This window comes from Variovorax paradoxus (assembly GCF_000834655.1).
Classification (GTDB): Bacteria; Pseudomonadota; Gammaproteobacteria; order Burkholderiales; family Burkholderiaceae_C; genus Variovorax; species Variovorax paradoxus_F.
Genome location: NZ_JXQQ01000031.1, coordinates 1 through 26,469 on the forward strand (window position 1 = coordinate 1; position 26,469 = coordinate 26,469).

The window sequence follows — 26,469 nt, forward strand, 5'->3', positions numbered from 1 at the left end:
AAGCGGCGTATCCATCGAGCGCTCTGCCCGCCCCCATCCCGACCTTCCCCCAGCGGGGGAAGGAGAAATACGGAATCAGGCCGCGCCGATGCCGGCGACGAGGCTTCCAGGCGCCTGACCGTTCTTCAGGCCGGCGGTGAACGCCAGCATCCGGTCGATCGGCAGTCGGGCGCGCAGGCCCAGCGCCGGATCGACGTGGATTTCGCCCGCACCCGTCTCCAGCGCATTCGCCAGTTCGACCAGCCCATTCATCGCCATCCAAGGGCAATGCGCGCAACTCTTGCACGTACCGCCGTTGCCGGCCGTGGGCGCCTCGATGAAGGTCTTTCCGGGGTTCAGCGTGCGCAGCTTGTGCAGCATGCCAGTGTCGGTGGCGACGATGAATTCCTTGGCGTCCATGCGCTGCGCGGCATTCAGGATCGCCGAGGTCGAGCCGACCGCATCCGCCAGCGCGATCACATCGGCCGGCGACTCCGGATGCACCAGCACCTTCGCCGATGGATGCGCCTTGATGAGCAGCTCCAGCTCGAGCGCCTTGAACTCGTCGTGCACGATGCAGGCGCCGTTCCAGCTGACCATGTCCGCGCCGGTCTGGCGCTGGATGTAGTCGCCCAGGTGGCGGTCGGGGCCCCAGAGGATCTTGCGACCTTGCGCATGCAGCGCGCCCACCACGTCGAGCGCGCAGCTCGATGTAACGAGCCAGTCGGCGCGCGCCTTCACGGCGGCGCTGGTGTTGGCGTAGACGACCACGGTGCGGTCGGGATGCTGGTCGCAGAAAGCGCTGAATTCGTCGACCGGGCAGCCCAGGTCGAGCGAGCAGTTCGCGTCCAGGTCGGGCATCAACACGCGCTTTTCGGGCGACAGGATCTTGGAGGTCTCGCCCATGAAGCGCACGCCCGAAACCACCAGCGTGGTGGCGGCGTGGTCGCGGCCGAAGCGCGCCATCTCGAGCGAATCGCTCACGATGCCGCCGGTTTCATCGGCCAGGTCCTGCAGGTCGGGATGCACGTAGAAATGCGACACCATCACTGCGTTGCGCTCCTGCAGCAGGCGGCGGATGCGCTCCTTCAGCGCGATGCGCTGGTCCGGCGAGGGCTCGGCAGGTACGCGCGCCCAGGCGTGGCGGGTGTCGCAGGCGGCGCCGGCCTTCGCGGCGGGCTGCTCGTAGTCGACGTCGATGACCGGGGACGACATGGCGGATCAGCTTTCCTGGAAACGCATCGAGAAATCGATGGCCTTGACGTCTTTCGTCAGCGCACCGACCGAGATACGGTCGACACCGGTCTCGGCCAGGGCGCGCAGGCCCTCGAGCGTGACGCCGCCCGAGATCTCCAGCACGGCCTTGTCGCCCTCGCCCGCCTCGTCGTTGATGCGGACGGCCTCGCGCAGCGTGGGCAGGTCCATGTTGTCGAGCAGCACCATGCGCGCGCCGGCGCCGAGCGCCTCGCGCAACTGGGCCAGCGTTTCGACCTCGACCTCGATGAAGGCCGCCTGCGAAGCCACCGGCGCCACCGCACGCAGCGCCGCGGCGACACCGCCGGCCGCGGCGATGTGGTTTTCTTTGATGAGCACTGCGTCGTAGAGGCCGATGCGGTGGTTCACGCCGCCACCGGTGCGCACCGCGTACTTCTGCGCGAGGCGAAGGCCCGGCAGCGTCTTGCGGGTGTCGACGATGCGGGCGCGCGTGCCCTCGACGGCGTCAGCGTACAGCGCGGTCTTGGTGGCGACCGCGCTCAGCAATTGCAGGAAGTTGAGCGCCGTGCGCTCGGCCGTCAGCAGTGCGCGTGCGGTGCCCTCGATTTCCAGCACGGTCTGGTCGGCGGCGCAGCGTTCGCCTTCGGCGCAGAGCCAGGTGATGCGGGCCTCGGGATCGAGCTGCCTGATCGTCGTCTCGACCCAGGGCGCGCCGCACACCACGGCGGCTTCACGCGCCAGCACATGGGCGCGGGCCTTGCGGGCGGGATCGACCAGCGAGGCGGTGAGGTCGCCATCGGCGACGTCTTCCTGCAATGCCCGGGTGGCATCGGAGAGGGCCAGCGCGGCCACGGCCGACGCTGAAAAATCGAAGCGAAGGCTCATGGCGCTTTGTCTCTGCGTTTTCAGGAAGATTGACGAGGGGATGCCGTCGCGCCGGACGGAACCGATTCCGGCACGGGGTCGCGGCCCGTGAGCGCGGCGACGGCGTCCTTCGGACTCACGCGGCCGTCGAGCAGCGCGACCACGCCCTCTGCAATGGGCATCTCGATGCCCAGCCCCCGGGCGCGCTGCACCACGGTGCGCGCGCAGTACACGCCTTCAGCGACGTGGCCCAGCGAATCGACCGCCTGCGCGAGCGTGCGGCCCTGGGCCAGCAGCAGGCCGACCTTGCGGTTGCGCGACAGGTCGCCAGTGGAAGTCAGCACGAGATCGCCCAGGCCCGAGAGGCCCATGAAGGTCTCGGCGCGGGCGCCGAGCGCAAGGCCGAAGCGGGTCATTTCGGCCAGGCCCCGGGTGATGAGCGCAGCGCGGGCGTTGAGCCCGAGCGCGAGCCCATCGCACAGTCCGGTGGCGATGGCCAGCACGTTCTTGACCGCGCCGCCGACCTCGACGCCGACGATGTCCTCGTTGGCGTAGACGCGCAGGGCCGGTCCGTGGAAAGCATCGACGAGCGCATCGCGAACCGCCGCATGCGGGCTGGCCGCGACGAGTGCGGTCGGTCGGCCTTCGGCGACTTCTTGCGCAAAGCTCGGGCCACTGAGCACGCCCGCTATCAAATCGGGAGCAACCTGCGCCCAGATTTCGTGGGCGAGCAGGCCAAAGGAGGTGGCATCGAGCGCGGGCTCGACGCCCTTGCAAAGCCAGGCCACCGGCGCGGTGCAGCCGCGCAGCGCGACGAGCTGTTCGCGCAAGGCGGACATGGGCGTGGCCACGATGACGAGATCGGCGCCGGCATGCGCCTGTCCGATATCGCCCGCGCGCACGGCGAGCGAGGCCGGCAACGCCAGCCCTGGCAGGTAGCGGGTGTTCTCGCGCGCCTTCGAAATGGCATCGGCCTGGGCGGCATCGCGCGCCCAGAGCGTGACCTCGTGGCGGGCCGCGGCATTGACGGCCACTGCCGTGCCCCAGGCCCCGGCGCCATGAACGCAGATCTTCATCGGCGTTGGCGGCGTTTGCGCAGGCTTACTGCGCGAGGGTCGGTGCAGGCTGGCCGGCGGCGTTTGCCTGCTGCTGCTCGTACATCGCCTGGAAGTTGATTTCGGCCAGGTGCACGGGCGGGAAGCCGCCGCGCTGGATCACGTCGGCCACGTTGCCGCGCAGGTACGGGTAGACGATCTGCGGGCAGGCGATGCCCAGGATGGCGCCCATCTGGTCTTCGGGCAGGTTGCGGATCTCGAAGATGCCGGCTTGCTTGGCTTCGACCAGGAACACGGTCTTGTCCTGGATCTTGGTCTGCACGGTGGCCGAGACGGTGATCTCGAAGATGCCTTCGGCCACGGGCTGGGCGTCCACGCCGAGCTGGATGTCGACGGTGGGTTGTTCCTGCTCCAGCAGGATCGCGGGCGAATTGGGTTGTTCGAGCGACAGGTCCTTGAGGTAGACGCGCTGGATCTGGAACACGGGATCTTGGGCTTGCTGGTCGGCCATGGCTGAACTTTCGAGGATCAAAACAATGCCCGCCGGGGAGAGGTTCCCGCAGCGGGCTGCAGATGGATGAGCAGGCGATTATCGCCCGGTCACAAGACGGTTCCGGGCGCTTTGTGTTTCAGGCGCCCTGAAGCAGCGGGACCAGGCCGCCGCGGCTGTCCAGGGCCATCAGGTCGTCGCAGCCGCCCACGTGGGTGTCGCCGATGAAGATCTGCGGCACCGTGCGGCGCTGGGTGATTTCCATCATGGTGTTGCGGGCCTCCGGGTCGCTGTCGATGCGGATCTCTTCGATCTGCTCGACGCCCTTGGACTTGAGGATTTGCTTGGCGCGTATGCAGTAGGGGCAGACGGCGGTGGTGTACATCTTGACGGCTTGCATACGCTGTATCTCGGGGAAGTTTCAGGCTTTTTCAACAGGCAGGTTAGCCTCTTTCCAGGCCTTGAGCCCGCCGGCGACCGCTTGGGCCTGCTCGTAGCCGAGTTTCTTGGCCATGGTCACGGCGCGCTGGGCGCGGGCGCCGGTGGCGCACACCAGGAGAAGCGGCACGTTCTTGTTCTTGACCGTGCTGGCGAGCTTCTCGTCGAGCTGGTTCAGGGGCACGTTCTTGGCGCCGATCATGTGGCCGGTGGCGAATTCTTCGGGTTCGCGCACGTCGACCAGCACGGCGCGTTCGCGATTGATGAGCTGCACGGCGCCCTGGGCCGTGAGCGTCCCGCCGCCAGAACCCCGGATCAGCGGCCAGGCCAGCATGCCGCCCGAGCTGAGTGCGATCAGGATCAGCATCCAGTTCGCGGTGACGAATTCGATCAATTTCACGGGGGTTCCTTGGATGGCAAACCCGGGATTTTAGAATGCTGGTTTTCCCAAGCGCTTCCAAAGGCCTCCCACATGCACAAACTGGTACTGATCCGCCATGGCGAATCGACCTGGAACCTCGAAAACCGCTTCACCGGTTGGACCGACGTCGACCTGACCGAAACCGGCGTGGAACAGGCCAAGCAGGCCGGCCGGCTGCTCAAGGCCGAGGGCTACGACTTCGACGTGGCCTACACCAGCGTCCTGAAGCGCGCCACCCGCACGCTCTGGCACACGCTGGACGAGCTCGACCGCACCTGGCTGCCGGTGGTGCACTCGTGGCGCCTGAACGAGCGCCACTACGGCGGCCTGCAGGGCCTGAACAAGGCCGAAACCGCCAAGAAATACGGCGACGAGCAGGTGCTGGTCTGGCGCCGCAGCTACAGCACCCCCCCGCCGCCGCTGGAAGCGGACGATCCGCGCAGCGAGCGCGGCGACGTGCGCTACGCCAAGCTCTCGCCCGAGCAGATCCCACTGACCGAGTGCCTCAAGGACACGGTGGCGCGCGTGCTGCCGTTTTGGAACGAATCGATGGCGCCGGCCATCCGCACCGGGCGCCGCCTGGTCGTGGCCGCCCACGGCAACTCGATCCGGGCGCTGGTGAAGTACCTGGACGGCATCTCTGACGACGCCATCGTCGGGTTGAACATCCCCAACGGGATTCCGCTGGTCTACGAACTGGACGACGACCTGAAGCCCCTGCGCCACTATTACCTGGGCGATGCAGCGGCCGCCGAAAAGGCCGCCGCCGCGGTGGCTTCGCAAGGCAAGGGCTGAAAAAAGAAAACCCCGCGTGCCGGTCCCCCGTGGAACCCCGGCAAACAAATTGCTTCCAAGCTGTGTATATTGGTTCGACAGCCGCCGACAAGGACAACCACTCATGATGGGCCAGAAACTGAAGATCACCGGCTGGGTCGCCGCCGGCGCCGTAGCTGGCGTCCTGACCACCGTCTCCCTGCAGACGGTCGCACGCGGATCGCTTGCGCCGCTCCCGCTCGAGGAATTGCAGCAGCTCGCTGCCGTGTTCGGCATGGTCAAGAGCGACTATGTCGAGCCGGTCGACGAGAAGAAGCTCATTTCCGACGCCATCTCCGGCATGGTCGCCGGGCTCGACCCGCATTCCCAGTACTTCGACAAGAAGTCCTTCAAGGAATTCAGGGAAGGCACCACCGGCCGCTTCGTCGGCGTCGGCATCGAGATTTCCCAGGAAGACGGGCTCATCAAGGTGGTTTCGCCCATCGAAGGCTCGCCGGCCTTCCGTGCGGGCCTCAAGCCCAACGACCTGATCACCAAGATCGACGACACGGCCGTGCGGGGCCTCTCGCTCAACGAAGCCGTCAAGCGCATGCGCGGCGAGGCCAACACCAAGGTGCTCCTTACCATCTTCCGCAAGGACGAGAGCCGCACCTTCCCGGTCACGATCACGCGTGAAGAGATCCGTACCCAGTCGGTGCGCGGCAAGATCATGGAGCCGGGCTACGGCTGGATCCGCCTGTCCCAGTTCCAGGAGCGCACGGTCGACGACTTCGTGAAGAAGGTCGAAGACCTGTACAAGGAAGACCCGAACCTGAAGGGCCTGGTGCTCGACCTGCGCAACGACCCGGGCGGCCTGCTCGATGCGGCGGTGGCGGTGTCTTCTGCCTTCCTCCCCGAAAACGTGACGGTGGTGACCACCGACGGCCAGCTGGCCGAGAGCAAGTCGATCTACAAGGCGGCGCCGGAGTTCTACCAACGCCGCTCCGGCAGCGACCCGCTGCGCAACCTGCCGGCGGCGCTCAAGAGCGTGCCGCTGGTGGTGCTGGTGAACGAAGGCTCGGCCTCCGCCAGCGAAATCGTGGCAGGCGCATTGCAGGACCACAAGCGCGCGATCGTCATGGGCAGCCAGACCTTCGGCAAGGGCTCGGTGCAGACCGTGCGCCCGCTCGGCCCCGACACGGGCCTGAAGATCACCACGGCGCGCTACTACACGCCCAGCGGCACGTCGATCCAGGCCAAGGGCATCGTGCCCAACGTGCTGGTCGACGAAAGCGCCGAGGGCAGCCCGTTCGCCGCCCTGCGCATGCGCGAGGCCGACCTCGAGAAACACCTGGCCAGCGGCCAAGGTCCGGAAACCAAGGACCCTGAACGCGAAAAGGCCCGCGACGAAGCCCGCAAGCGCCTTGAGGAAGAAGCCAAGAAGCCGCCTCAGGACCGCAAGGCGCCCGAGTTCGGTACCGACAAGGACTTCCCGCTGGTGCAGGCGCTCAACCGCCTCAAGGGCCAGCCTGTGCTCGTGAGCAAGACGCAGATCATTGTCGAGAACAAGGACGAGAAGAAGGAAAACTAAAAGCCGGTGACCGAGCCGCAGTCAAGGTGCGGCTCGCGCCGGCGACGGTTTTTTCATTCGCGCGCGCATGGACGATCATGACCTGCTGCGCTACTCGCGCCACATCCTCCTGGAAGAGTTCGGCATCGACGGCCAGGCGCGCGTCAGTGCCGGCCGCGCACTGGTCATCGGCGCCGGCGGCTTGGGCTCGCCCGTAGCGCTCTACCTGGCCGCTGCCGGTGTCGGGCACGTCACGCTGGTCGACGACGACGAGGTCGACCTCACCAACCTCCAGCGCCAGGTCGCCCACACGAACGCCCGCGTAGGCAGCCCGAAGGTCGAATCGGCCGCAGAGGCGATGCGCGACATCAACCCCGGCATCGCCATCGAGACGCATGCCCTGCGTGCCGACGAAGCCCTGCTTTCGCGCCTCGTCGCGGCGGCCGACGTGGTGATCGATTGCTGCGACAACTTCGCCACGCGCCATGCGGTCAACCGCGCCTGCGTGGCGCACCGCAAGCCGCTGGTGGCGGGTGCCGCCATCCGTTTCGACGGCCAGTTGAGCGTGTACGACACCCGCGACGCGGCATCCCCCTGCTACGCCTGCCTCTTCCCGCCCGATGCGGCCTTCGAGGAGACGCGTTGCGCGGTGCTGGGTGTGTTCGGTCCCGTGGTCGGGACCATCGGCACGCTGCAGGCCAGCGAGACCTTGAAGCTGCTCGCGGGCATCGGACCTTCGCTCGCCGGAAAGCTGTTGATGTTCGATGGGCTCAGCACCAGTTTCGACACCCTGCGCGTGGCCCGCGATCCGCACTGCAGCGTCTGCGCGCAGCGCACGACGACGCCACAGTCTCTCGGCGTTTAAGGCTGCTTCGCGCCTTTGGCCCTGGCTGCGCCCTGGGCCGCGGCACCCGGAGACGGCTTGTTGGCCTCCGACACCACGTCCTTGCAATCGGCGTCCTGCCCCGGCCCGGTTTCGATGGTCGCCGCCAGCGCCAGCAGCGGATTGATCGCACCGAGCGCGAGCGCAGCCAAGCCGCGGCCCGCCAATGGCGCCACCTCGACGCCACCCGACGGAGCCCCGAAGGTGCCGCCGACGACCAGCGGCGTGCGCAGCGAAAGGATGTTCTTCGACTTGGGCTCCGGCCGCACGATGAAATCGAGCGTCTCATTGGCCAGGCTGGCTTGCCCGGTCGCGGTGAAGACCGCGTTGGTCGTGTCGACCACGAGCGTGCGCCCGGTCATCAGGCCCTTGTTGACGTCGAACGCCACGGCTGCGCAGCGCAACTCGACATTGCGGTCGCCGCGCAGCAGAAACTTGATGATGTCCCCGCCCACCAGCGTCGCGAACACGGGCAGCAGGTTGCCGAACTGGCCCCGTCCCGCCAGCACCGCCACGTCGCCCGACGACCCGCCGAGCCACGTGGCCACCGAGTTGCCGGAGCCCGAGAGGTTGAGCCGTCCGTCGAGGCGGCCGACGCTGTTGCCGGTGGTTTCCAGCTTGGGGAACAGGCGCGCGAGCTGCATGCCGCGCAGGTCGAGCGAGGCGCGAATGTCCGCCGGATTCTTGGACGCATCGATGCGGATCGCGCCGGCCAGCTTGCCGCCGCCCACGCCCAGGTCGAGCGGGTCCAGCGTGAGCACGCCGTCCTTCAGCTTCACCTGCACACTGCCGCGGTCGAGCGGGATCTCGCGCACGTTCTTGATGCGGTCGGCCGTGTATTTGACGTCGGCATTCATGGCGCGCAGGCGCTCGAAATCAAGCGGCGCCGTCGGCAGCACCTTGGCGCCCGCGGGGCGCTTGACCTGGGTGATGCTCGGCGGCGGCGCGACGCCTTCGACCGCGCTGGCCGATCGTGCCGTAGGCGGCAGGCCGATGAGCGGGCCGAGGTCGTCCATGTCCATCACCTTCGAGCGCAGGTCGCCGACCAGGTGCGGCACCTGCGGGGCCTGGTCGAACTTCATGTCCCCGGCAATGTCGGACAGGCCCAGCTTGCCCTTGAGCCCGGCCACCTGCCAGAGCGTCCCGCGCTTGCTCAGGTCGCCGCTCAACGCGTAGGGCGAGGTTTGCGGCAGCGCGATGCCCAGCAGCGGGAACAGCGCGCCCAGCGTCTGGCCCTTGAGCTGGAACTTCGCGTCGATGCCGTCGAGCCCGGCGAGTTCTGCGACGGTTCCGGAGGCCTTCAGCTTGGTCTGGCCGGCTGCCGCGTCGATTTCCAGCGGGAAGGGCGGTGCGCCCGCTGCGTTGATCTGCAACACGTTGCCGGTGCGGCCGTCCGCCGTGAGCGGCTGCCCCTTGTAGCGGCCCTTGATGCGAAAGCTGAGGGGCATCGAGCCCAGGCTCGTGTCGTAGTTCACGTCGGCATGCAGGTCGACGCCCAGGTGCTTGGCGAGAAAGTCGATGGCACCGCTGTCGATCTGCATGAGGCCGATGCTCGGCACCGTGCCCGCGTCGGAGGTGTCCTTGCCGAACGCCCAGGTTCGGCGGCCGTCCTGCTCCATCTGCAGCCCCAGCGTGGGCGAGAAAAGCGCCAGGCGCGGAATGACGATGTTGCTCGCAACCAGCGGCCAGATCCGGATGTCGAACTCGGCGCGGTCCGCCTTCACAAGGTAAGGATCGCGTGCCCATGACGGGTTGGCGAACTCGATGCCGTCGAACTTCACGGTGGCGGAGCGCCACCCCAGGTCCACGTCGAGCCGACGGGTGATCTCGAACTTGCGGCCGGTCTTCTCGCTCACGTAGCGGTTGATCGGCTCGCGCAGCACGTCCCACGGAAAGAACATGAGGACGATCAGCAAGGCGACGAACAGCAGCACGAGCGACGCCAGCAATTTTTGCCACAGCGGGCGGGAGCCAAGAATGTTCGTAGCCATGTTTAGCTGGATAACCCTCTTCAAGCACTTCGGAGGTCGGCAACGGACCGCACCGACCGTGCGGTATTGCCTACGGACGAGGTGCCGCCGGCAGAGTCGTCGGAACCCGCCTACAACGTGCGGCCCATGAACCTTGCATGATGCGCTGCGGCGAAGCCTCAAGGTCCACATACATGCATTCCGATAGCGGGACCATCAGGGATGCATCCCGCCAACGTGAGAGGAAGCGCGGTTCGGCATGGACTCCAGATTGCAGACATACGTCGTCGAAGACAACCTCACGATCCGTGAAAACCTCATTGGTACCCTGGAAGAACTCACTTGCGCGTCGGTCATCGGTTTTGCCGAGACCGAGGCCCATGCACGCGCATGGCTGCTCGACCCCGCCAACCGATGGGACCTTGCCATCGTCGATCTTTTCCTCAAGCAGGGGAGCGGCCTGGGCGTGCTGCAGGCCTGCATGTCTCGCAAGCCGGCCCAGAGGGTGGTGGTGCTCAGCAACTACGCAACGCCGGACATCCGGCGCCGCTGCGCCGAATTCGGCGTCGATGCGGTGTTCGACAAGTCTAACGAAATCGACGCGCTGGTCGATTTCTGCATGCAGCAGGCGAAGGCATTGCGCTCCTCGCCCGCCGGGCCCGGGGCCTAGCCCTTCATCAATCGATGAGCTTGTTCTTCAGCGCGTAGTAGGTCAGGTCGCTGTTGGAAGAAAGATTCATCTTCTCCATCAGCCGCGTGCGGTAGGTGCTCACCGTCTTGACCGACAGCGACAGCGTCTTGGCGATGTCGCCCGCGGTCTCGCCCTTGGCCAGCTTCAGGAACACTTGGAACTCGCGCTCCGAGAGCTGCTCGTGCGGCGCGGCGTCGTCCTTGCGGTCCAGCTGGCGCGCGAGCAGTTCGGCGACGGCGGGCGTGATGTAGCGGCGGCCCAGCGAGATGGTGCGGATGGCGTTCACGATCTCGATCGGATCGCATTCCTTGTTCAGGTACCCGCTCGCGCCCTGGCGGATCAGGTTCATCGCGTAGTGCTCTTCCGGATAGCCGCTCAGGATCAGGATCCCGACGTCCGGCGCCTTGGCGCGGATCATGGCGAGCGCGTCGATACCGCTCTGGCCGGGCATGGAAAGATCCATCACCAGCACGTCGAGTTCGGTGGTGCGTACGAGCTCGATGGCTTCGCGCCCGCTGGCTGCCTCGCCCGCCACACGGAGGTCCACGTGCTCGGAGAAGAACTGCCGGAGCCCCGATCGCACGATGGCGTGGTCGTCCACAATTCCAATTTTGATCATCTGTTACTTTCGTCGTTGTGTTGCGCGCTTCTAGGCCGCAACATGCCGGTCCCTGAATGTTGTCAATTATTCACGAACTTGCGCCGAACGCAGCCCTGAAAGTTTCATGCACTGGTTAGCCCCCCCTCGAATGGCCTTGAGCCTGCTGCTTGCGGCACTGGCCGCGCTGGCCCTGATCGGCATCAACGAGGCCGGCTTTCGCCAGTCCACCCGTTCCCTGGCTGACATCGACGAGGCGCAGAAGGGGCGCGGGGTGGTCAATCAGATCCTGCAGAACATGCTCGACGCCGAAACCGGCCAGCGGGGCTACCTGCTGACGGGCGAGGCCAGCTACCGGCAGCCCTACGACATGGCGATCAAGCAGGTCGACGGCAATCTGGCGACCCTGCGGCAGCTGTACGCCGAGCGTCCGGCCGAACTCGCCCAGATCGGCGAGCTTTCCAAGCATGTGCTGCGCAAGGTGGCCGAAATGGACATGAGCGTGCGGCTGCGCCAGGACGGGAAGGAAGACGCCTGGAAATTCGTCATCACGACCGACGTCGGGCGGGAAGAAATGGACGCCATCCGCGCCACCGCCCTGCAGTTGATCAACCTGAGCAACAAGACCCTGCACGAGGGCCAGGTGCAGGTGCTCCGCTCGCTGCAGCTCGCGCGCATCGGCACGGGCATCGTGGCGCTCGCGGCGCTCATCGCCTTCTTCCTCTACCTGCGGCAGACCCACGCCCTGCGCTCCATCGGCGAGCGCCAGCAGGAGGCGCTGCAGCGGGAACGCAACGCGCTCGAAGACGAGGTGCGCGAACGCACCGCCTCGCTCGCCGAGCTGGCCACCCACCTGCAGGACGTGCGGGAAAGCGAACGCGGGTATCTCGCGCGCGAACTGCACGATGAACTCGGTTCGCTGCTCACCGCCGCCAAGCTGGACGTGGCGCGCCTGAAGTCGCGGCTGGCGGACTCGCCCGACGCCATCCAGCGGCTGCAGCATCTGACCGATCTGCTCAACAGCGGCATCGCGCTCAAGCGCCGCATCATCGAGGACCTGCGCCCCTCTTCGCTCTCCAACCTCGGGCTCGTTGCCTCGCTGGAAATCCTGGGGCGCGAGTTCGCCGAGCGCTCGGGGCTCCAGGTCGAGATGGCACTGGAGCCCGTGACGCTGGACGAGTCGCGGCAGCTCACGATCTACCGCATGGTGCAGGAGAGCCTGACCAACATCGGCAAGTACGCCGAGGCCGGCGAGGCGACGATCGTGATGAAGAACTACGAGAACCACGTGATCGTGGAGGTCTCGGACAACGGCAAGGGCTTCGACACGCAGCGCATGCGGCCCTCCACGCACGGGCTCGCGGGCATGCGCCACCGGGTCGAGGCGGCGCGCGGCAAGCTCACGATTTCCTCGACGCCCGGCAGGGGCACGCGCCTGAGCGCGATGCTGCCCGTGGTCAAACCTGCCTGAGCGCCGGTCCCGCGAAACTGCATCCGCGGCATTGCGTCACACCCCAGCGCGGCTGGACTCGGTCGTCTCCTACGCTCCCCGCCCCCGGTCGCTGACAGGGTGCCGCAGGCCCCCCACTTAATGTTGCTCATGTGCCATCCGACGCTTCCGAACGAAGACCGGATGTGCCGTTCTCAAAACAACGAGGGCAGCCTCGAAGGAGTTCCACATGTTGCATTACGCCGTGGTGTTTCTGGTCATCGCACTCATTGCCGCATTGTTCGGCTTCGGTGGGATTGCAGCCAGTGCAGTCGGGATCGCCAAGATTCTTTTCGTGATCTTCGCCGTGCTCGCCATCGCGAGCTTCCTGGCCGGCTTGCTACGACGCAAGTAGCGTAGTTACGATCAACAGGCTCCCCGCATTTCATCTTCCCCCGGAAAGGACTTTCACATGAACACGACCAACAAGACTGCCTCGCAACTCGCCGACGACGCACGCCAGACCGCCAACGATGCGGTCGAATCGACCCGCGCTTACGCTCAGAACGCGGTGAATGCGGCGGGCGAAAAGGTCCGCGAACTGCGCCGCGATGCCGAGCCTGCCGTCGAGCAGCTCGCTGCCCGCGTGCAGCAAGCCGTTCAACGTGGCCTGGATGCCGCATCGACCACGAGCGCGCGTGCGCAGCGCCGCCTCGAAGCCGCCGCCGACGTGACGGGCCGCTACATCTCCGACCAGCCCGTCCGCTCGGTGCTGCTGGCTGCTGCCGCCGGCGCCGCCATCACGGCGCTCATTGTGCTGGCCAGCCGCCGCAGCCGGGACGACTACTGATCCGCTGAGCTTTTTCCGTTCCCTCGATCCCCGGCACCATGCTTCATCCGATTTTCTCCACGGTGCTCGGGCATCCGGACCTCGTCGCTGAACACCTCGCCAACTACGCCGCCCTCGTCCGCCAGGAATCTGCGCAGGCGGGGCGTGGCCTCGTCGCCCGAATCATCGCGGGGGTGCTGGCAGCCGCCAGCGTCATGCTCGCCCTCGGGCTGATCGGCGTGGCCGTGCTGCTCGGCGTGCTCCACGGCAGCTTTCATTGGGTGCTGGTCGCAGTGCCCGGCGCTGCTGTGGTGATCGCCGCCATTTGCGGCTGGTATGCGACGCGCCCCAGCCCGAGCCACGGTTTCGAAGACCTTCGCTCGCAACTGGAGGCCGACCTGCAGGCCCTTCGCGCTGCCGGAGCAGACCATGACGCACGCTGAACGTCCCGCGCTGACCCCGCAGCAGCGCTTGGCCATTTCGCGCCGCGCCTTGGTACGGCAACTCCATGGCGGCGAAGACGTGCGCCACGACCAGGAACCGCACTACCTCGCGTCTGAATCCGACGACGACCTCGAATACGCGCACCACGACGCCTCGACCGGGCCGGGCGACGACCCCCGGCGGCCTGGCGGGGGCAACGTCTGGGTATCCGTGGCGCGCAACGTGGCGCAGCGCTGGTGGCGCCGCCACCCTGCCCACGCCGCGGGCCAGCTCGCCCGTCCCGTGCTCGAACATTACGCGCGCACGGAGCCGGCCAAGCTCATGGCTGCGGCTGCGGCCACCGGCGCATTGCTGGTGCTCGTGAAGCCGTGGCGGCTGCTGTCGGTCACTGCCGTGCTGGCAGCGGTGCTCAAGACATCCGACGTGGCTGACGTTGTCAACACGTTGATGCAAAAGAACTCAAGCCCCCCACGAAAGGACCCTCCATGAAAGCCGATGCTTCCACCGCCAACGCAGCGGAATCCCACCAGCACCTGGTGCTGGACCAGAGCGCCATCGACGCTGCAGGCAAGAGCCTGGACGAAGGCGCAGTGACGCCCAGCTACGGGCCATGGCGCGACGACGTCGTCAAGCTGCTGAATGACGCGCTCGCCACCGAACTGGTGTGCGTGCTGCGCTACAAGCGCCACTACTTCACCGCCAACGGCGTCGCCTCGCCCAAGATCGCCGAAGAATTCATGGTGCACGCCAACGAGGAAGCGGCCCACGCCGATCGCATTGCCGAGCGCATCGTGCAACTGGGCGGCGAGCCCGACTTCGCACCCGGCCACCTGCTCGAGCGCAGCCACGCCGGCTACGACGAATCGACCGACCTGCAGGCCATGGTGCGCGCCAACCTGGTCGCCGAGCGCATCGCAGTGGAGTCGTACCGCCAGATGATCGTCCTGATTGGCGACAAGGACCCGACCACCCGCCGCATGCTCGAGGACATTCTTTCCGACGAGGAAGAACACGCCGACGAATTGAAGGACTGGCTCGGTCACTGACCGGCCAGGCACCTGGGCCCCAGTGGCCCGCTCATGAAAAAGCCCGGACGAACCGGGCTTTTTCCGTTGGGGCGGAGCGGAACGATCAGCTCTTCACTTCGAGTTCGTTGCTCACCGAGGTGACGCCCTGCACGCCCTTGGCGATTTCCTCGGCGCGGGCCTTGGCGGCCGCCGTCGGTGCGGGGCCCTTCAGGCTCACGGCGCCACCCTTGGTGTCGACGTTGATCTTGATCGCGCTCAGGTCCGGATCCTTTGCCAGGCCCGCGGACACCGACGCGGTGATGGCGGCGTCGTCCACTGTCGCGCTCACTGCGGCACCAGCGTCCTTGGCGGCTTCCTTCACGTTGGCCATGCCGTCCTTCACCTCGGAGGTGGTACCGGAGGCATCGACCTTCGCCTTGGCGTCCTTGACGGCTTCCCCGGTCTTCGCGGCGGCGGTTTCGGCCGCTTGCTCGGTCTTGGCGACCGCGCTGTCCAGCTTTTCGCCGGCCGTGCGGTTGTCCGACTTGTCGCAGGCAGCCAGCGTAAGCGCGGCGCCGGCCACCAGCACGGCCAGCCATGCGCGCGAAGACGGCATGGCGATGGGTTGTTGGGGTTTGTTCATTGGAATCCTCCAGTCAATCGTTCGCATGGAAATGGAACGAGAAAAGGGTTGCGCCCCTCGCGGTGCTCGCGGCGCAACCGGGGTCGGTCACAGCTTGTCGGCGCCCGACTTGATGGCGTCCTTGGCCTTTTCCTTCACGTCGCCGTAGGTCTTTTGCACCTTGCCGGCGGCCTGGTCGGCAACGCCTTCGCCCTGGAGCTTTTCGTTGCCGACGACCTTGCCAGTCACTTCCTTGACCTTGCCCTTGGCCTCTTCGACGCGGCCTGCCACTTGATCCTTGTTCATGTCGCTTCCTTCCTGTGTAGGTGAGATGCGTGGACCGGTATGGCCCACTCATTTCAATCTAGTCGCCACCCCGCGGCGCGGGACGTCGCCGGAGCCCCGAAGCGGTGTAGGACAACAAGGCTCAAGCCGTGACGATCCATCCTTCAAGCGGATCGAATTGCACCGGCAATCCATAGCCGGGCCCGGGACTCGCGGCCCGCTCCAGGCCCCAGGCCGCCTGCATGAGGCACAGCACCGCGTCGATGTGGTCGCCGCGGGCGTCCGCCAGCAATTCGGCCTGCTGCAGGGCGCTGAGCCGGAGCCGCAACCCGAGCCGCGTCGCGCCCGCCTGGAGCGCGGCGAGCAGGTCGCTGCGGGCCGCGAGGCGCTCGGGCGTCTGCTTCATCAAGTCGTCGCTCTTGTAGCTGCGGCGGCCGATCAGCTCGCGCGCCACCAGGCCCGGGTAGGCTTCCAGCGCAATGCGGTCCTTGTGGATGCCCACGTGCAGGCCCGGCAAGCTGGCATCGGCGGCCAGCAGCGGCGGCACGCCGGCATGCAGCATGAAGGCGACCGGCGGATTGACCCACTTCATCGACGGGCTCGACCCCGCAGGCCCATCGGCCGCCCGGTGTGCGAATTTGCCGCCGACCGGCCGCGCGGCGCAGAACGCGGCGAAGGTGTCGCGGATCTCTGCGCGACTCAGGCTCGCGTAGTGCGCCATCAGCGGCGCCCATTCGAGCGGCCACTGCAAGTGCTCGACCAGTTCGCGCGGCAGGCTGAACGGAAAGTCGAACCCGCCGACCCAGGCGGGCGTCTCGCGCAGCCACAGGCCCCAGGCCTCGAGCGTCGCGAAGCGCTCCAGGCTGGTCAGCGTGACGGTCCCCGTGCCAACGGCTGTCTCGCCGATGGCCACCACGATAGGCTTGCGCCGGGTCGGCGCGCTCGAAAAATCGCAGCCGAAAAGCATGGCGTCAGCCCAGCGCCAGCGCCACGACGCCGGCGGCGATGAAGAGCGCACCCAGCAGCCGCAGCAGCCGGTCGCCTTCGCGCAGCAGATGCCCGCCGATCAGCGCGGCGAACAGCATCGACACCTCGCGCGCCGGCGCGACGTGCGAGATCGGCGCCTGCTGCACCGCGTACAGCACGAGCACATAGGACACCGGGCTCACCGCGGCCACCAGCAGCGCGTATTTCCATTGCGCGCGCCACATGCGCGCGGTGGTCGCGCGGTCCTTCAGCGCCACCGGCGCGAGCAACACCATGCGCACGAGATTGCCGAAGTAGTCGAGCAGGATCGGCGACATCGCCAGGAACTTGACCGCATAGCTGTCGGCCACCGTGTAGGCCGCGATGAAGCCGCCGGTCAGCACGCCGTAGCGAACGCCCTTGAGCACCCGCTCGCGCTGCACCGGGTCATGCGCCTTGCGCCACAGCTTGGGGCCGCCGGCGACCAGGAACACGCCGCCCACGACGCCGGCGATGCCCGCCACGCCGATCGCGCTGATCCGCTCGCCCAGGAACAGAACCGCCGCGAGCGACGACAGGAGCGGCCCCGAGCCGCGCGCCAGCGGATAGACCACCGTCAGGTCGGACCTGCGATAGCCGCGCAGCAGCACGATGAAATAGAAGATGTGCAGCACGCCGCTGAGCGCGACGAAGCCCCATTCCGTCAAGCCCCAGCCCGGCACCACGTTCCAGCCCAGCGTGACGCCCACGGGCGCCCAGATGAGCATGTTGAACACGCTCGTCTGGAAGCTGAAGCGCACGTCGCCGTTCGCCTTCTTGGCGGCGATGTTCCAGCCGGCGTGGATGACCCCGGCCAGCAGGATCAGCGCAAAGGCGGAGAGCGGCACCCCGAGCTACGCGAGACCGTGCGCCGCCGGGCCGCCCGGCCCCCCAGGGGGGCAGAAAGGACACGAAGTACCGGGCGTGGGGGTCACGTGCCTAGTGGCGGCCGACGATGGCGGCGGTGGCCATCAGTTCTTCGAGCAGCGCCAGCGAGACCTTGCCCGAGACCTTGTACGGGTCGAGCTCGGGCTTCTCGGAATACTTCAGCAGCGTCGAGGCGTTGAGCTTCGAGAGGTTGACCTGCCCCATCGTCCAGCCGCCGAAACGGCGCTCGGAGATTTCCTCGTAGTGCAGCAGCACCACGTCTTTATGGCGCGCATCGCGCTGGATGTGCCCGTAGAGATCGCTGATGGCGTCCCGCCCGCCCTCGATGGCCTGCAGGAAGGTGCCGGCGCCGTAGCAGAGGATGCCGGTGATGCCGCAGGCCGGGTTGTGCGTGCGCGACTTCGTGAGGATCGCCTCGATGGCCGCGGGGCTGGTGTCGACGGCGCGGCTCGCGTAGAGAAGACGGACCAGCATGTTCAGCTCTTTCTGGGCAACAGGGAAAGGAATTCGCGGCGCAGGCTCGGGTCCTTGAGGAACACGCCGCGCATCACGGAGTTGATCATCTTGCTGTCCATTTCCTTCACGCCGCGCCATGCCATGCAGAAGTGTTCGGCCTCCATGACGAGCGCAAGGCCGTCGGGCTGCGTCTTTTCCTGGATCAGGTCGGCCAGCTGCACCACGGCCTCCTCCTGGATCTGCGGTCGGCCCATGACCCATTCGGCCAGGCGCGCGTACTTCGACAGGCCGATCACGTTGGTGTGCTCGTTGGGCATCACGCCGATCCAGAGCTTGCCGATGATCGGGCAGAAGTGATGCGAGCAGGCGCTGCGCACGGTGATCGGGCCGACGATCATCAGCTCGTTCAGGTGCTCGGCATTGGGGAATTCGGTGAGCGCGGGCGGCGGCACGTAGCGGCCGCGGAACACCTCGTTGAGGTACATCTTGGCGACGCGGCGCGCGGTGTTGTCGGTGTTGTGGTCGTTCGCCACGTCGATGACGAGGCTCTCGAGCACGGCCTTCATCTTGACCTCGACCTCGTCGAGCAGCGATTCCAGTTCGCCCGGCTCGATGAACTCGGCGATGTTGTCGTTGGCGTTGAAGCGCTTTCGCGCTGCATTCAGGCGCTCGCGGATCTTGACGGAGACGGGCGTGCCCTCGTCATCGTCTTTTCGATCGGGGAGCGGTTCGACGTCGGTTTTCCTCAGCATGGCGGGGATCGTACCAGTGAATGGCTCCAGGACATTCGGGCTGCAGCGCCCGTCCCTTCTCGGAGCACTGCTATCAATTAGGTAGCGTGAAGTCAGCTACCAGCGGGAGGTGATCGGACATGCGGGCCCAGATCGGACCGCGCGGCACCGTGCACGAAATCGGTTCGAGCTTGCGGCCGTAGACGAAATCGAGCTGCGCCACCGGAAGGCGCGACGGGTAGGTGAGCGTGCGGGGGCCGCGCAGGTCGCTGGCGTCGCGCAGGCCCATCGCGTTCATGGCGTAGCGCATGCGCGCGCCCCAGTCGTTGAAATCGCCGGCCACCACCACGGCTTCGCCGGCCGGCACTTCGCGGTCGATGAACTCGCGCAGGCGCGCGATCTGCCGCACGCGGCTGCCCTTGATGAGGCCCAGGTGCACCACGATGGCGTGCACCGGCTGGCCTTCGACATCGATCACGACGTGCAGCAGCCCGCGCTGCTCGAAGCGGTGGTCGGAGATGTCCTGGTGGCCGGTGCGGATCACGGGCCAGCGCGTGAGCAGCGCATTGCCGTGCTCGCCGTGGCGCGTGACGGCGTTGGTCTCGTAGACCGCGGTGTAGCCCTCGGGCGCGAGGAAGTCCGCCTGCGGCAGCTCGGGCCAGCGCGCGAAGCGGGCGGCAGCCTGCCGGTTCATCTTGCGCACCTCTTGCAGGCAGATGATGTCGGCGTCGAGCTGCTCGATGGCGTGGCCGAGGTTATGGATCTCCAGGCGCCGGGCGGGCCCGATGCCCTGCACACCCTTGTGGATGTTGTAGGTCGCGACCCGGAGGTTGTGCGCTGCTGATGCTGCCGGCTGGTTCATCGCACAAATTCTGGCAGCAACAGAATGGCTTCGGCGTTCGACGGGGAAAAACACGCATCGGCCGCCTCGCGGTACGGCAGCCATTTCCAGTCGGTGTGTTCGCGCGGATCGAGCCGGGGCGTGAGAAGTCCGGGCACGCAAAGGCCGAACAGGTGCTCGGTGTTGTACGTGACGCCGGGCTCGTAGCGCGCGCGCCAGCCCGGGTAGATCTCGTAGATGTTGCGCAGCTGCCAGTCGACCAGCTGCGAGGCCAGCGCGGTGCCCTCACCGCATTCGATGCCGGTTTCCTCTGACACCTCGCGCGCGGCGGTGAGCGCGAGCGGCTCGTCGATCGCATCCTTGCTGCCGGTGACCGACTGCCAGAAGTCGTTGGCATCGGCGCGCCGGATCAGGAGCACATCGAGCGCCGGCGTGTGGATCACGACCAGCACCGACTCCGGGATCTTCCAGGGCCGGGGGCTGGTCGTCATGGCCGTATCAGGCGGCTTGGGGCGTGTTGCGCAGCTTGATGTGCAGTTCGCGCAGCTGCTTCTCGTCGACCGGGCTCGGCGCCTGCGTCAGCAGGTCTTGCGCGCGCTGGGTCTTGGGGAAGGCGATCACGTCGCGGATCGACTCGGCGCCGGTCATCAGCATGACCAGGCGGTCCAGCCCGATGGCGATGCCGCCGTGCGGCGGGGCGCCGTATTGCAGCGCGTCCAGCAGGAAGCCGAACTTCAGTTGCGCGTCCTCGGCGCTGATCTTCAGCGCGCGGAATACCTTGCTCTGCACTTCCTCGCGGTGGATACGGACCGATCCGCCGCCCATCTCGATGCCGTTGAGCACCATGTCGTAAGCCTTGGCGATGCACTTCTCGGGTGCGGTGTCCATGAGGTCTTCATGGCCGTCCTTCGGTGCGGTGAACGGATGGTGCACGGCGCTCCAGCGCTGGCCTTCCTCGTCGAACTCGAACATCGGGAAGTCGACCACCCAGAGCGGCGCCCAGCGGTCGTCGAACAGGCCCGCCTTCTTGCCGAAGGCGCTGTGGCCGATCTTCACGCGCAGCGCGCCGATGGCGTCGTTGACGACCTTTTCCTTGTCGGCGCCGAAGAACAGGATGTCGCCGTTGCGCGCACCCGTGCGGGCGATGATCTCGGCCAGCGTGTTGTCGTCCAGGTTCTTCACGATCGGGCTTTGCAGGCCTTCGCGGCCGGCGGCTGCGTCGTTGACCTTGATGTAGGCCAGGCCCTTGGCGCCGTAGATCTTGACGAATTCCTGGTACGCGTCGATTTCACCGCGCGACATGCCGCCCTCGGCACCGCCGCCCGGCACGCGCAGTGCCACGACACGGCCGCCCACCATCGTCGCGGCGTTCGAGAACACCTTGAATTCGACGCGCTTCATGAGCTCGGTGAGTTCGGTGAATTCGAGCTTCACGCGCAGGTCGGGCTTGTCCGAGCCGTACTTGAACATCGCGTCGCCATACGTCATGGTCGGGAACACCGGCAGGTCGATGCCCGCGGCGTTGCGGAACACGTTGCGGATCATCCCTTCGAACATCTCGCGGATTTCTTCTTCGGCGAGGAACGAGGTCTCGATGTCGATCTGCGTGAATTCGGGCTGGCGGTCGGCGCGCAGGTCTTCGTCGCGGAAGCACTTCACGATCTGGTAGTAGCGGTCGTAGCCGGCCACCATCAAGAGCTGCTTGAAGAGCTGGGGCGACTGCGGCAGCGCGAAGAAGCTGCCGTCGTGCACGCGGCTGGGCACGAGGTAGTCGCGCGCGCCTTCGGGCGTGGACTTGCCCAGCATCGGCGTCTCGATGTCGATGAAGCCGTTGGCATCGAGGAACTTGCGCGTTTCCATCGTCACCTTGTAGCGCAGCATCATGTTGCGCTGCATGGCCGGGCGGCGCAGGTCGAGCACACGGTGCGTGAGGCGGGTGGTTTCCGAGAGATTGTCGTCGTCCAGCAGGAACGGCGGCGTGACCGACGGGTTGAGCACCTTGAGCTCGTGGCACAGCACTTCGATCTTGCCGCTCTTGAGGCTATCGTTGGTCGTGCCTTCGGGGCGCGCGCGCACGAGGCCGGTGATCTGCACGCAGAACTCGTTGCGCAGGTTCTCGGCAACGGCAAAGGTGGAAGCGCGATCGGGATCACACACGACCTGCACATAACCTTCGCGGTCGCGCACGTCGATGAAGATCACGCCGCCGTGGTCGCGGCGACGGTTGACCCAGCCGCAAAGGGTGACGGTCTGGCCCATCAGGGCTTCGGTCACGAGACCGCAATAGTGAGTACGCATGGCCATGGAGATGACTTCCGGCGCCGTCGTGGCGCGTTCGTTTTTATGAGTTGGATGGCTTGATCGCCACCGTGGAGGGGCCGCCTGGAACGACCACGCCCATCGAGACGATGTACTTGAGCGCTTCGTCCACGCTCATCTTCAGTTCGATGCAGTCGCTGCGCTTGAGCATCACGAAATAGCCGCCCGTGGGATTGGGAGTGGTCGGCACGTAGACGCTGAGGAATTCCTCGGTGCCCAGGTGCTCGGCCACCTCGTTGCCCGGCGCGCCGGTCACGAAGGCGATGGTCCACACGTTCTCGCGCGGCCACTGGACCAGCACTGCCGTGCGAAACGCGTTGCCGTTCTCGGAGAACAGCGTGTCCGAGACCTGCTTGACGCTCGAATAGATCGAGCGCACGACCGGAATGCGCCGCACCACCGCGTCGCCCCAGCCCAGGAGCCGCTTGCCGACGAAGTTGCTCGCAATGGCGCCGACCACCAGCAGGATGGCCAGCGTGAGCAGTACGCCGAGGCCGCGGATGTTGTTCTCGAACAGCCATTTCTGCCACATCACCGGCAGCACCCAGAGCGTCTGGTCGAGCGTGTCGATGATCCACTTCAGCACCGCCAGGGTGATGAACAGCGGAACGATCACCAGCAAGCCGGAGAACAACCATTTGCGCAGGGCGAGCATGGACGGGGTCTTCAGTCGCCGCTCTTGGCGGCAGGGGCCGGCGCGGGAGCAGCCGCCGGTGCGGGAGCGGGGCTCGGCGCGGCGGCGCTGGAGGAAGAGGAAGATTCGGCGGGCTTGGCGCCTTCGCTCGCCGCGGGAGCGGTCGCCGGCTCGGCCTTCTTGCCGCCGCCTTCGCGGAAATCGGTCACGTACCAGCCAGAGCCCTTGAGCTGGAAACCGGCGGCCGTCACCTGCTTTTCGAAGGCGCTGGCGCCGCACGCCGGGCACACCTTGAGGGGCGCGTCGGACATCTTCTGCAAAGCGTCCTTGGCAAAGCCGCAGGCGCTGCACTTGTAGGCGTAGATAGGCATGGGGAAATAGGGTCCAGAAGCGGCGCAGCTGCCGCTCGCAAAGCCCTCGATTATAAGGGCCCACCCTGCCGCCGGGGCGGTTTCAGGCCGGCTCGGTGGCCAGCGGCCGGTGCGGCGTGTGAGTGTTCGCTACCCACTGCGGCAGCAGCGAGCCGCCCACCATGCCCGTGAACGAGGCCAGCACGCCCGCCAGCTGGGCCGGGAACACGGCGCCCCAGGGCATGGCCAGGAACAGCAGCCAGGTGCCGATGCCAAGAAGAATCGACGCGATCGCCCCCTGCGTCGTGGCGCGGCGCCAGTACAGGCCGCACACCAGCGGCACGAACGCCCCCACCAGCGGCACCTGGTAGGCGCCCGAAACCAGCTCGTAGATCGGCGTCCCCTGCATGCGGATGGCATAGGCCAGCACGGCGGCACTGAACAGCAGCACCGTGATGCGCATGGTCATGAGGTTCTCGCGGTCGGTGCCCGCCGGGCGGAACTGGCGCCAGATGTTCTCGGTGAAGGTAACGCTGGGCGCCAGCAGCGTGGCCGAGGCGGTCGACTTGATGGCCGACAGCAGCGCCCCGAAAAACAGGACCTGCATCACGAACGGCATCTTCTGCAGCACCAGCGTAGGCAGCACCTTCTGCGGATCTTCCTTCAGCAGCACGGCCACCTCCTCCGGCATGATGAGCAGCGCGCTGGCCACCAGGAACATCGGCACGAAGGCAAAGAGGATGTACGCCACGCCGCCGATCACCGGTCCGCGCGTTGCGGCCTTGACGCTGTTGGCCGACATCACGCGCTGGAACACGTCCTGCTGCGGAATGGAGCCCAGCATCATCGTGATGGCGGCAGCGAAGAAGAACACCATGTCGTGCCAGTTGGGTTCGGGCCAGAACTTGAAGAGGTCCTTGCTGACCGCGAAGGCCACCACCTTGTCGGCGCCACCGGCCATGTTGCCGGCGAACACCGCGATCACCGCGAGACCGGCGACCAGGATGATCATCTGGATGAAGTCGGTCACCGCCACCGACCACATGCCTCCGAAGAGCGTGTAGGCCAGGATCGAGACGACCCCGATCACCATGCCCAGCGGAATGCTGATGGCACCGGCCGAGAGCACGTTGAACACCAGCCCGAGCGCCGTGACCTGCGCCGAGACCCAGCCCAGGTAGCTCAGCATGATGATGAGCGTGCAGGCCACCTCGACACTGCGGCCGTAGCGCTCGCGGTAGTAGTCGCTGATGGTCAGGAGCGTCATGCGGTAGAGCTTGCCCGCGAAGAACAGCCCCACCAGGATCAGGCAGGTGCCCGCGCCGAACGGGTCCTCGACCACGCCGTTCAGGCCGCCTTCGATGAACTTGGCGGGGATGCCGAGCACCGTTTCGGACCCGAACCAGGTCGCGAAGGTGGTCGTCACGATCATGAAGAGCGGCAGGTGCCGCCCCGCGATCGCGAAGTCGGTGGTGTTCTTCACCCGCTTGGCCGCATAGAGCCCGATGGCGATGGTGACCAGCAGATAGACGACGACCAACGTCAGCAGCACGGGGAATCTCCTCTAGAACAACTTCACACGGACCAGCAATTGCATGGCGAGCAAACCCAATACAAAACCTATGCCACCGTAGATGATGGTCTGGAGCAGCCTGTTGGTGCGTTTTTGCGCGGCCAGCAGTTCCAGCAATTCGCGGCGGTTGTCGGGTGGCCGATTCTCAAGGAAATCGTGAAGCAACCGAGGCAGTTGCGGCAGCAATTTTGCGTAGCGCGGCGCCTCGGCCTTGAGCTGCTGGAACAGCTTCTTAGGCCCGATCTGATCGACCATCCACTTCTCGAGGAAGGGCTTGGCGGTGTGCCAGAGGTCGAGTTCCGGGTCGAGTTGGCGGCCCAGGCCCTCGATGTTGAGCAGCGTCTTCTGCAGCAGCACCAGTTGCGGCTGGATCTCGACGTGAAAGCGCCGCGAGGTCTGGAAGAGCCGCATGAGCACCATGCCGAGCGAGATTTCCTTCAGCGGCCGGTCGAAGTACGGCTCGCAGACGGTGCGGATCGCTGCCTCGAGTTCGTCGATGCGCGTGCCTTCGGGGACCCAGCCGCTTTCCAGGTGCAGCTCGGCCACGCGCTTGTAGTCGCGCCGGAAGAAGGCCACGAAGTTCTGCGCGAGGTATTCCTTGTCCGACTCGGTGAGCGTGCCGATGATCCCGAAGTCCAGCGAGATGTAGCGCCCGAAGGTCTCGGGCGCCAGGCTCACCTGGATGTTGCCCGGGTGCATGTCGGCGTGGAAGAAGCCGTCCCGAAACACCTGCGTGAAGAAGATCGTGACGCCGTCGCGCGCCAGCTTGGGAATGTCGACCCCCGCGGCGCGCAATCGGTCGAGCTGGGCGATGGGCACGCCGTTCATGCGCTCCATCACGATCACCTCGGGGTGGCAGAAGTCCCAGAACATCTCGGGGATCAGCACCAGGTCGATCTCGGCCATGTTGCGGCGCAGCTGAGCCGCGTTGGCCGCCTCGCGCACCAGGTCGAGCTCGTCGTGCAGGTACTTGTCGAACTCGCCGACCACCTCGCGCGGCTTCAGGCGCTTGCCGTCGGGCGAGAGCTTCTCGACCCAGCCGGCCATCATGGCCATGAGCGCCAGGTCCTTCTCGATCACGCCGCGCATGTTGGGGCGCAGCACCTTCACGGCGACGTCGCGGATCTCGCCCTGGTTGGTGCGGATGGTCGCGAAATGCACCTGCGCGATCGATGCGCTGGCAATCGGCGTCTCGTCGAACTGCACGAACACATCGCCCACCGGCCGGCGGAACGCGCGCTCGATGGTGGCGATGGCCACTGCCGAGGGAAACGGCGGCACGCGGTCCTGCAGGAAGGCGAGCTCGTCGGCGATGTCGGGCGGCAGCAGGTCGCGCCGGGTCGAGAGCACCTGTCCGAACTTCACGAAGATGGGGCCCAAGCGCTCGAGCGCCTCGCGCAGCCGCTGGCCGCGCGGCGCATCGAGGTTGCGGCCGATGGAGACCACGCGCGCCACCACGCGCAGCCAGGGCTTCTGGAAGCTCGTGAGCACGAGCTCGTCCAGGCCGTAGCGCAGCGCGACCCAGACGATGAAAAGGCCGCGGTAGAAGCGCCTCATTCGGCCTGGCCCGCCGAACCGCCGGCCTTGGCCGTGCGGTCGCCGACGAACTGGCGCAGCGCCGTCACCACGCGCCGCACGCCGTTGCCCAAGGTGTGCGCGGGCACGTCGCCGATCACGCGTGCAAGGTCGTCCTCGACGTCCCAGCGCACGTGGTCGACCAGCCAGTTGACCTCGGCGGCCAGCTGCACGTCGCCGACGATCTGCACCGAGGGCTTGTCGCCGCGCAGCGTGGCGCGGGCGATTTCGAAGAGGGAATCGTCGGTGACGGTGAGGGTGAGCTCAGGCGTGGCGCCGGGCGGTGCCAGGTCGAGGAGGCCGGCCGGCGTGGCCACCAGTTCCATGGTCACGAAGCGCCACTGGAAGCGCACCACCCTGCCCTGCTGGCGCAGCAGCCGCTGCTGGGCCTCGGGTTCCTGCTGCAGCACGTGGTTGAGGAACAGGACCGCGCGGTGCTGGATCTCGTGGACCGCCCACTCCGGCGGCTGGAGGCGCTCGCCGATGCGGTTGAAGAGGTCGCCGAGAAAAGAAAAAGGGGACGATGGTGTGGCCATGTCCCCATTATCGTTTCT

General features: G+C 66.6%; 32 protein-coding genes. 10 read left to right on the forward strand and 22 right to left on the reverse strand.

Annotated features, from left to right (window positions below):
• Window positions 1–75 precede the first annotated feature (75 nt).
• The 6 genes from nadA to RT97_RS14855 form a co-directional block, all read right to left on the reverse strand.
• Complete coding sequence (gene nadA / locus RT97_RS14830; protein ID WP_042579562.1) at window positions 76–1,194, reverse strand: quinolinate synthase NadA; 1,119 nt, start codon at window positions 1,192–1,194, stop codon at window positions 76–78.
• A 6-nt stretch (window positions 1,195–1,200) separates the two neighbouring features.
• A complete protein-coding gene (gene nadC / locus RT97_RS14835; protein ID WP_042579563.1) occupies window positions 1,201–2,079 on the reverse strand; it encodes a carboxylating nicotinate-nucleotide diphosphorylase in 879 nt (292 codons plus the stop codon).
• 20 nt (window positions 2,080–2,099) lie between these two features.
• A complete protein-coding gene (locus RT97_RS14840; protein WP_042579564.1) occupies window positions 2,100–3,134 on the reverse strand; it encodes an NAD(P)H-dependent glycerol-3-phosphate dehydrogenase in 1,035 nt (344 codons plus the stop codon).
• Window positions 3,135–3,159: 25 nt separating this feature from the next.
• Window positions 3,160–3,624, reverse strand: coding sequence for a protein-export chaperone SecB (secB, locus tag RT97_RS14845; RefSeq protein ID WP_042579565.1), 465 nt, complete (start codon window positions 3,622–3,624; stop codon window positions 3,160–3,162).
• Between the two features lie 118 nt (window positions 3,625–3,742).
• Window positions 3,743–4,003, reverse strand: a complete 261-nt coding sequence (grxC, locus tag RT97_RS14850; RefSeq protein ID WP_042579566.1) for a glutaredoxin 3 — start codon at window positions 4,001–4,003, stop codon at window positions 3,743–3,745.
• 21 nt (window positions 4,004–4,024) lie between these two features.
• A complete protein-coding gene (locus tag RT97_RS14855; RefSeq protein ID WP_437184100.1) occupies window positions 4,025–4,408 on the reverse strand; it encodes a rhodanese-like domain-containing protein in 384 nt (127 codons plus the stop codon).
• A gap of 105 nt (window positions 4,409–4,513) precedes the next feature.
• Between RT97_RS14855 and gpmA the strand changes: the two genes are divergently transcribed.
• The 3 genes from gpmA to RT97_RS14870 all read left to right on the forward strand — a co-directional run bounded on the left by gpmA (window position 4,514) and on the right by RT97_RS14870 (window position 7,650).
• The gene (gpmA, locus tag RT97_RS14860) at window positions 4,514–5,257 is read left to right on the forward strand and encodes a 2,3-diphosphoglycerate-dependent phosphoglycerate mutase (protein WP_042579567.1); all 744 of its coding nucleotides are present in this window, start codon (window positions 4,514–4,516) and stop codon (window positions 5,255–5,257) included.
• A 106-nt stretch (window positions 5,258–5,363) separates the two neighbouring features.
• A complete protein-coding gene (locus tag RT97_RS14865) occupies window positions 5,364–6,806 on the forward strand; it encodes a S41 family peptidase (RefSeq protein ID WP_042579601.1) in 1,443 nt (480 codons plus the stop codon).
• A 67-nt stretch (window positions 6,807–6,873) separates the two neighbouring features.
• Window positions 6,874–7,650, forward strand: a complete 777-nt coding sequence (locus tag RT97_RS14870; RefSeq protein ID WP_042579568.1) for a HesA/MoeB/ThiF family protein — start codon at window positions 6,874–6,876, stop codon at window positions 7,648–7,650.
• Here the strand turns inward: RT97_RS14870 and RT97_RS14875 are convergent.
• Window positions 7,647–9,659 (reverse strand): AsmA family protein, encoded by a 2,013-nt coding sequence (locus tag RT97_RS14875; protein ID WP_042579569.1) that lies wholly within the window; start codon window positions 9,657–9,659, stop codon window positions 7,647–7,649. The genes RT97_RS14870 and RT97_RS14875 overlap by 4 nt on opposite strands.
• 238 nt (window positions 9,660–9,897) lie before the next feature.
• Between RT97_RS14875 and RT97_RS14880 the strand changes: the two genes are divergently transcribed.
• The gene (locus RT97_RS14880; protein WP_042579570.1) at window positions 9,898–10,308 is read left to right on the forward strand and encodes a response regulator; all 411 of its coding nucleotides are present in this window, start codon (window positions 9,898–9,900) and stop codon (window positions 10,306–10,308) included.
• Between the two features lie 7 nt (window positions 10,309–10,315).
• Here RT97_RS14880 and RT97_RS14885 read toward each other — a convergent pair whose 3' ends face one another.
• Window positions 10,316–10,948 (reverse strand): response regulator, encoded by a 633-nt coding sequence (locus RT97_RS14885; RefSeq protein WP_007837167.1) that lies wholly within the window; start codon window positions 10,946–10,948, stop codon window positions 10,316–10,318.
• Between the two features lie 130 nt (window positions 10,949–11,078).
• On the opposite strand from RT97_RS14885, the gene RT97_RS14890 reads away from it, so the two are divergent.
• The 6 genes from RT97_RS14890 (at window position 11,079) to RT97_RS14915 (ending at window position 14,675) form a co-directional block, all read left to right on the forward strand.
• Window positions 11,079–12,398 (forward strand): CHASE3 domain-containing protein, encoded by a 1,320-nt coding sequence (locus RT97_RS14890; RefSeq protein ID WP_042579571.1) that lies wholly within the window; start codon window positions 11,079–11,081, stop codon window positions 12,396–12,398.
• Window positions 12,399–12,606: 208 nt separating this feature from the next.
• Window positions 12,607–12,771, forward strand: coding sequence for a DUF1328 domain-containing protein (locus tag RT97_RS32515; RefSeq protein WP_013543146.1), 165 nt, complete (start codon window positions 12,607–12,609; stop codon window positions 12,769–12,771).
• Window positions 12,772–12,828: 57 nt separating this feature from the next.
• The gene (locus RT97_RS14900; protein ID WP_042579572.1) at window positions 12,829–13,206 is read left to right on the forward strand and encodes a hypothetical protein; all 378 of its coding nucleotides are present in this window, start codon (window positions 12,829–12,831) and stop codon (window positions 13,204–13,206) included.
• Between the two features lie 38 nt (window positions 13,207–13,244).
• Complete coding sequence (locus RT97_RS14905; RefSeq protein WP_042579573.1) at window positions 13,245–13,628, forward strand: phage holin family protein; 384 nt, start codon at window positions 13,245–13,247, stop codon at window positions 13,626–13,628.
• Window positions 13,615–14,118, forward strand: coding sequence for a hypothetical protein (locus tag RT97_RS14910; RefSeq protein WP_042579574.1), 504 nt, complete (start codon window positions 13,615–13,617; stop codon window positions 14,116–14,118). Before RT97_RS14905 ends, RT97_RS14910 begins: the two co-directional genes overlap by 14 nt.
• Window positions 14,115–14,675, forward strand: a complete 561-nt coding sequence (locus RT97_RS14915; RefSeq protein WP_042579575.1) for a ferritin-like domain-containing protein — start codon at window positions 14,115–14,117, stop codon at window positions 14,673–14,675. Before RT97_RS14910 ends, RT97_RS14915 begins: the two co-directional genes overlap by 4 nt.
• An 85-nt stretch (window positions 14,676–14,760) precedes the next feature.
• Here the strand turns inward: RT97_RS14915 and RT97_RS14920 are convergent, their stop codons facing one another.
• The 14 genes from RT97_RS14920 to RT97_RS14985 form a co-directional block, all read right to left on the reverse strand.
• Window positions 14,761–15,279 (reverse strand): BON domain-containing protein, encoded by a 519-nt coding sequence (locus RT97_RS14920; protein WP_042579576.1) that lies wholly within the window; start codon window positions 15,277–15,279, stop codon window positions 14,761–14,763.
• Window positions 15,280–15,366: 87 nt separating this feature from the next.
• Window positions 15,367–15,564, reverse strand: coding sequence for a CsbD family protein (locus RT97_RS14925; RefSeq protein WP_042579577.1), 198 nt, complete (start codon window positions 15,562–15,564; stop codon window positions 15,367–15,369).
• Window positions 15,565–15,685: 121 nt separating this feature from the next.
• Entirely contained in the window at window positions 15,686–16,510 is an 825-nt protein-coding gene (locus RT97_RS14930; protein ID WP_042579578.1) for a DUF429 domain-containing protein, read from the reverse strand.
• A 4-nt stretch (window positions 16,511–16,514) separates the two neighbouring features.
• Window positions 16,515–17,396 (reverse strand): EamA family transporter, encoded by an 882-nt coding sequence (locus RT97_RS14935; RefSeq protein WP_042579579.1) that lies wholly within the window; start codon window positions 17,394–17,396, stop codon window positions 16,515–16,517.
• 91 nt (window positions 17,397–17,487) lie between these two features.
• Window positions 17,488–17,910 (reverse strand): BLUF domain-containing protein, encoded by a 423-nt coding sequence (locus RT97_RS14940; protein WP_042579580.1) that lies wholly within the window; start codon window positions 17,908–17,910, stop codon window positions 17,488–17,490.
• A gap of 2 nt (window positions 17,911–17,912) precedes the next feature.
• Window positions 17,913–18,644, reverse strand: coding sequence for a GTP cyclohydrolase I (gene folE, locus RT97_RS14945; RefSeq protein WP_042579581.1), 732 nt, complete (start codon window positions 18,642–18,644; stop codon window positions 17,913–17,915).
• A 73-nt stretch (window positions 18,645–18,717) separates the two neighbouring features.
• Window positions 18,718–19,485 carry an endonuclease/exonuclease/phosphatase family protein gene (locus tag RT97_RS14950; RefSeq protein WP_042579582.1) on the reverse strand — a complete coding sequence of 256 codons (768 nt, stop codon included), beginning with the start codon at window positions 19,483–19,485 and terminating at the stop codon, window positions 18,718–18,720.
• Window positions 19,482–19,955 carry a dihydroneopterin triphosphate diphosphatase gene (gene nudB / locus RT97_RS14955; protein ID WP_042579583.1) on the reverse strand — a complete coding sequence of 158 codons (474 nt, stop codon included), beginning with the start codon at window positions 19,953–19,955 and terminating at the stop codon, window positions 19,482–19,484. Before nudB ends, RT97_RS14950 begins: the two co-directional genes overlap by 4 nt.
• A gap of 7 nt (window positions 19,956–19,962) precedes the next feature.
• Window positions 19,963–21,768, reverse strand: coding sequence for an aspartate--tRNA ligase (gene aspS / locus RT97_RS14960; RefSeq protein WP_042579584.1), 1,806 nt, complete (start codon window positions 21,766–21,768; stop codon window positions 19,963–19,965).
• Window positions 21,769–21,805: 37 nt separating this feature from the next.
• Entirely contained in the window at window positions 21,806–22,438 is a 633-nt protein-coding gene (locus RT97_RS14965) for a DUF502 domain-containing protein (RefSeq protein WP_042579585.1), read from the reverse strand.
• A gap of 11 nt (window positions 22,439–22,449) precedes the next feature.
• Window positions 22,450–22,788 carry an FmdB family zinc ribbon protein gene (locus RT97_RS14970; protein WP_042579586.1) on the reverse strand — a complete coding sequence of 113 codons (339 nt, stop codon included), beginning with the start codon at window positions 22,786–22,788 and terminating at the stop codon, window positions 22,450–22,452.
• Between the two features lie 82 nt (window positions 22,789–22,870).
• Entirely contained in the window at window positions 22,871–24,319 is a 1,449-nt protein-coding gene (locus tag RT97_RS14975) for a sodium:solute symporter family protein (protein ID WP_042579587.1), read from the reverse strand.
• 12 nt (window positions 24,320–24,331) lie between these two features.
• Window positions 24,332–25,897: a ubiquinone biosynthesis regulatory protein kinase UbiB gene (ubiB, locus tag RT97_RS14980; RefSeq protein ID WP_042579588.1), complete on the reverse strand. Its 1,566-nt coding sequence runs from the start codon at window positions 25,895–25,897 to the stop codon at window positions 24,332–24,334.
• Window positions 25,894–26,451 carry a ubiquinone biosynthesis accessory factor UbiJ gene (locus RT97_RS14985; protein WP_042579589.1) on the reverse strand — a complete coding sequence of 186 codons (558 nt, stop codon included), beginning with the start codon at window positions 26,449–26,451 and terminating at the stop codon, window positions 25,894–25,896. The genes ubiB and RT97_RS14985 overlap by 4 nt, the downstream gene beginning before the upstream one ends.
• Window positions 26,452–26,469 lie beyond the last annotated feature (18 nt).

Coding starts and splice junctions, on each gene's coding strand:
- nadA (WP_042579562.1), bottom strand. CDS start 1,194: ATGTCGTCCCCGGTCATCGACGTCGACTACGAGCAGCCCGCCGCGAAG.
- nadC (WP_042579563.1), bottom strand. CDS start 2,079: ATGAGCCTTCGCTTCGATTTTTCAGCGTCGGCCGTGGCCGCGCTGGCC.
- RT97_RS14840 (WP_042579564.1), bottom strand. CDS start 3,134: ATGAAGATCTGCGTTCATGGCGCCGGGGCCTGGGGCACGGCAGTGGCC.
- secB (WP_042579565.1), bottom strand. CDS start 3,624: ATGGCCGACCAGCAAGCCCAAGATCCCGTGTTCCAGATCCAGCGCGTC.
- grxC (WP_042579566.1), bottom strand. CDS start 4,003: ATGCAAGCCGTCAAGATGTACACCACCGCCGTCTGCCCCTACTGCATA.
- RT97_RS14855 (WP_437184100.1), bottom strand. CDS start 4,408: ATGCTGATCCTGATCGCACTCAGCTCGGGCGGCATGCTGGCCTGGCCG.
- gpmA (WP_042579567.1), top strand. CDS start 4,514: ATGCACAAACTGGTACTGATCCGCCATGGCGAATCGACCTGGAACCTC.
- RT97_RS14865 (WP_042579601.1), top strand. CDS start 5,364: ATGGGCCAGAAACTGAAGATCACCGGCTGGGTCGCCGCCGGCGCCGTA.
- RT97_RS14870 (WP_042579568.1), top strand. CDS start 6,874: ATGGACGATCATGACCTGCTGCGCTACTCGCGCCACATCCTCCTGGAA.
- RT97_RS14875 (WP_042579569.1), bottom strand. CDS start 9,659: ATGGCTACGAACATTCTTGGCTCCCGCCCGCTGTGGCAAAAATTGCTG.
- RT97_RS14880 (WP_042579570.1), top strand. CDS start 9,898: ATGGACTCCAGATTGCAGACATACGTCGTCGAAGACAACCTCACGATC.
- RT97_RS14885 (WP_007837167.1), bottom strand. CDS start 10,948: ATGATCAAAATTGGAATTGTGGACGACCACGCCATCGTGCGATCGGGG.
- RT97_RS14890 (WP_042579571.1), top strand. CDS start 11,079: ATGGCCTTGAGCCTGCTGCTTGCGGCACTGGCCGCGCTGGCCCTGATC.
- RT97_RS32515 (WP_013543146.1), top strand. CDS start 12,607: ATGTTGCATTACGCCGTGGTGTTTCTGGTCATCGCACTCATTGCCGCA.
- RT97_RS14900 (WP_042579572.1), top strand. CDS start 12,829: ATGAACACGACCAACAAGACTGCCTCGCAACTCGCCGACGACGCACGC.
- RT97_RS14905 (WP_042579573.1), top strand. CDS start 13,245: ATGCTTCATCCGATTTTCTCCACGGTGCTCGGGCATCCGGACCTCGTC.
- RT97_RS14910 (WP_042579574.1), top strand. CDS start 13,615: ATGACGCACGCTGAACGTCCCGCGCTGACCCCGCAGCAGCGCTTGGCC.
- RT97_RS14915 (WP_042579575.1), top strand. CDS start 14,115: ATGAAAGCCGATGCTTCCACCGCCAACGCAGCGGAATCCCACCAGCAC.
- RT97_RS14920 (WP_042579576.1), bottom strand. CDS start 15,279: ATGAACAAACCCCAACAACCCATCGCCATGCCGTCTTCGCGCGCATGG.
- RT97_RS14925 (WP_042579577.1), bottom strand. CDS start 15,564: ATGAACAAGGATCAAGTGGCAGGCCGCGTCGAAGAGGCCAAGGGCAAG.
- RT97_RS14930 (WP_042579578.1), bottom strand. CDS start 16,510: ATGCTTTTCGGCTGCGATTTTTCGAGCGCGCCGACCCGGCGCAAGCCT.
- RT97_RS14940 (WP_042579580.1), bottom strand. CDS start 17,910: ATGCTGGTCCGTCTTCTCTACGCGAGCCGCGCCGTCGACACCAGCCCC.
- folE (WP_042579581.1), bottom strand. CDS start 18,644: ATGCTGAGGAAAACCGACGTCGAACCGCTCCCCGATCGAAAAGACGAT.
- RT97_RS14950 (WP_042579582.1), bottom strand. CDS start 19,485: ATGAACCAGCCGGCAGCATCAGCAGCGCACAACCTCCGGGTCGCGACC.
- nudB (WP_042579583.1), bottom strand. CDS start 19,955: ATGACGACCAGCCCCCGGCCCTGGAAGATCCCGGAGTCGGTGCTGGTC.
- aspS (WP_042579584.1), bottom strand. CDS start 21,768: ATGGCCATGCGTACTCACTATTGCGGTCTCGTGACCGAAGCCCTGATG.
- RT97_RS14965 (WP_042579585.1), bottom strand. CDS start 22,438: ATGCTCGCCCTGCGCAAATGGTTGTTCTCCGGCTTGCTGGTGATCGTT.
- RT97_RS14970 (WP_042579586.1), bottom strand. CDS start 22,788: ATGCCTATCTACGCCTACAAGTGCAGCGCCTGCGGCTTTGCCAAGGAC.
- ubiB (WP_042579588.1), bottom strand. CDS start 25,897: ATGAGGCGCTTCTACCGCGGCCTTTTCATCGTCTGGGTCGCGCTGCGC.
- RT97_RS14985 (WP_042579589.1), bottom strand. CDS start 26,451: ATGGCCACACCATCGTCCCCTTTTTCTTTTCTCGGCGACCTCTTCAAC.